Annotated in this window: 2 protein-coding genes; both read left to right on the top strand. The window is 77.5% G+C overall.

What is annotated here, in order from left to right:
* The coding region (locus VR45_RS27055) for a phosphopantetheine-binding protein (RefSeq protein WP_234326201.1) at positions 1-821 on the top strand (821 nt) is incomplete at its 5' end.
* A partial coding sequence (locus VR45_RS27050; RefSeq protein WP_045942454.1) for a condensation domain-containing protein occupies positions 818-1,189 on the top strand: 372 nt, incomplete at its 3' end. The genes VR45_RS27055 and VR45_RS27050, both read left to right, overlap by 4 nt.

Here is a 1,189-nt window from a genome sequence, read left to right as displayed (position 1 = left end):
CGTTCGCACCCGGCGGGAGGCGCTACCGGACCGGCGACCTGGCCCGCTGGCGGCCCTGGGGGTCCCCCCGGCCGGAGGCTGGGGGAGGGTCCCCCCGGCCGGAGGCCGGGGGAGGCACCCTCGAATTCCGGGGCCGCCGCGACCAGCAGGTGAAGCTGCGCGGCCACCGGGTCGAACTCGGCGAGATCGAGACCGCCCTGCGCACCGAACCGGCGGTACTGGACGCGGCCGTCGTGCTCCTCGGCGCCGGGGCGGACGCCCAGCTGGTCGGCTATCTCGCGGTGGGCCCCTCGGCGGCGACCGCCTTCAGCACGCTCGCGGTCGAGGAGCGCCTGCGCGCCCGCGTCCCGGACCACATGGTGCCCCGGAGGTGGGTCGTGCTCGACGTCCTGCCCCTGACGGCCTCGGGCAAGGTGAACCGGGGTGCCCTCCCCGCGCCCGGGCTCGAATCAGGCCGTGAACCCGGCCGCGACCGGATCGCGCCGCGCACCGATGCCGAGCTGCTGGCGGCCGAGGTGTGGGAGGCCGTGCTCGGTGTCGCCGAAGTCGGCGCCCACGACGACTTCTTCGCGCTCGGCGGGCATTCGCTGGCGGCCACCCGGGTCGCGGGCCGGCTGATGGCGGCACTGGACCTCGCCGTGCCGGTGCGGCTGCTGTTCGAGCACCCGGTCCTGGCCGACTTCGCCGCCGGGCTGGAGGCGCTGCTGCTGGCCGACCTCGTCGCGTCGCCCGACCTCGTCGCATCGCCCGGTCCCGGCGACTCGCCCGCATCGCCCGACCTCGCCACCCCCGCCTCCCACCCCGCCGGCGGTGCCGCATGACCGAGGTGTCCGCCGAGCGGCGGGACCCCCAGCTCGCCGACGCCCTGCGGGCCCGGCTGGCCTCGGCCCGCCGCACCGCGGCGCGCAGCATCCCGGCGATACCCGCCCGGCCGGACGGGGACGCGCCGGCCCCGCTGTCGGCCGCACAGGCACGGCTGTGGTTCCTCACCCAGCTGGATCCGGGGAGCACCGCCTACCAGATCCCGGTCGCCCTGCACCTGCACGGACCGCTGGACCGCGCCGCGCTGCTGGGGGCGGTGCGGGACCTCGCCGAACGGCACCAGCTCCTTCGGAGCCTGATCGTCGAGACCGACGGCGAGCCGATGACGGTGGCGGGTCCGGCGGACGCGGTGCCGCTGGCCGAGGTC

The sequence above is a fragment of the Streptomyces sp. NRRL S-495 genome (genome assembly GCF_000966955.1).
In the GTDB taxonomy this organism is placed as follows: Bacteria; Actinomycetota; Actinomycetes; order Streptomycetales; family Streptomycetaceae; genus Kitasatospora; species Kitasatospora purpeofusca.
This window is presented reverse-complemented; position numbering and strand designations above follow the sequence as displayed.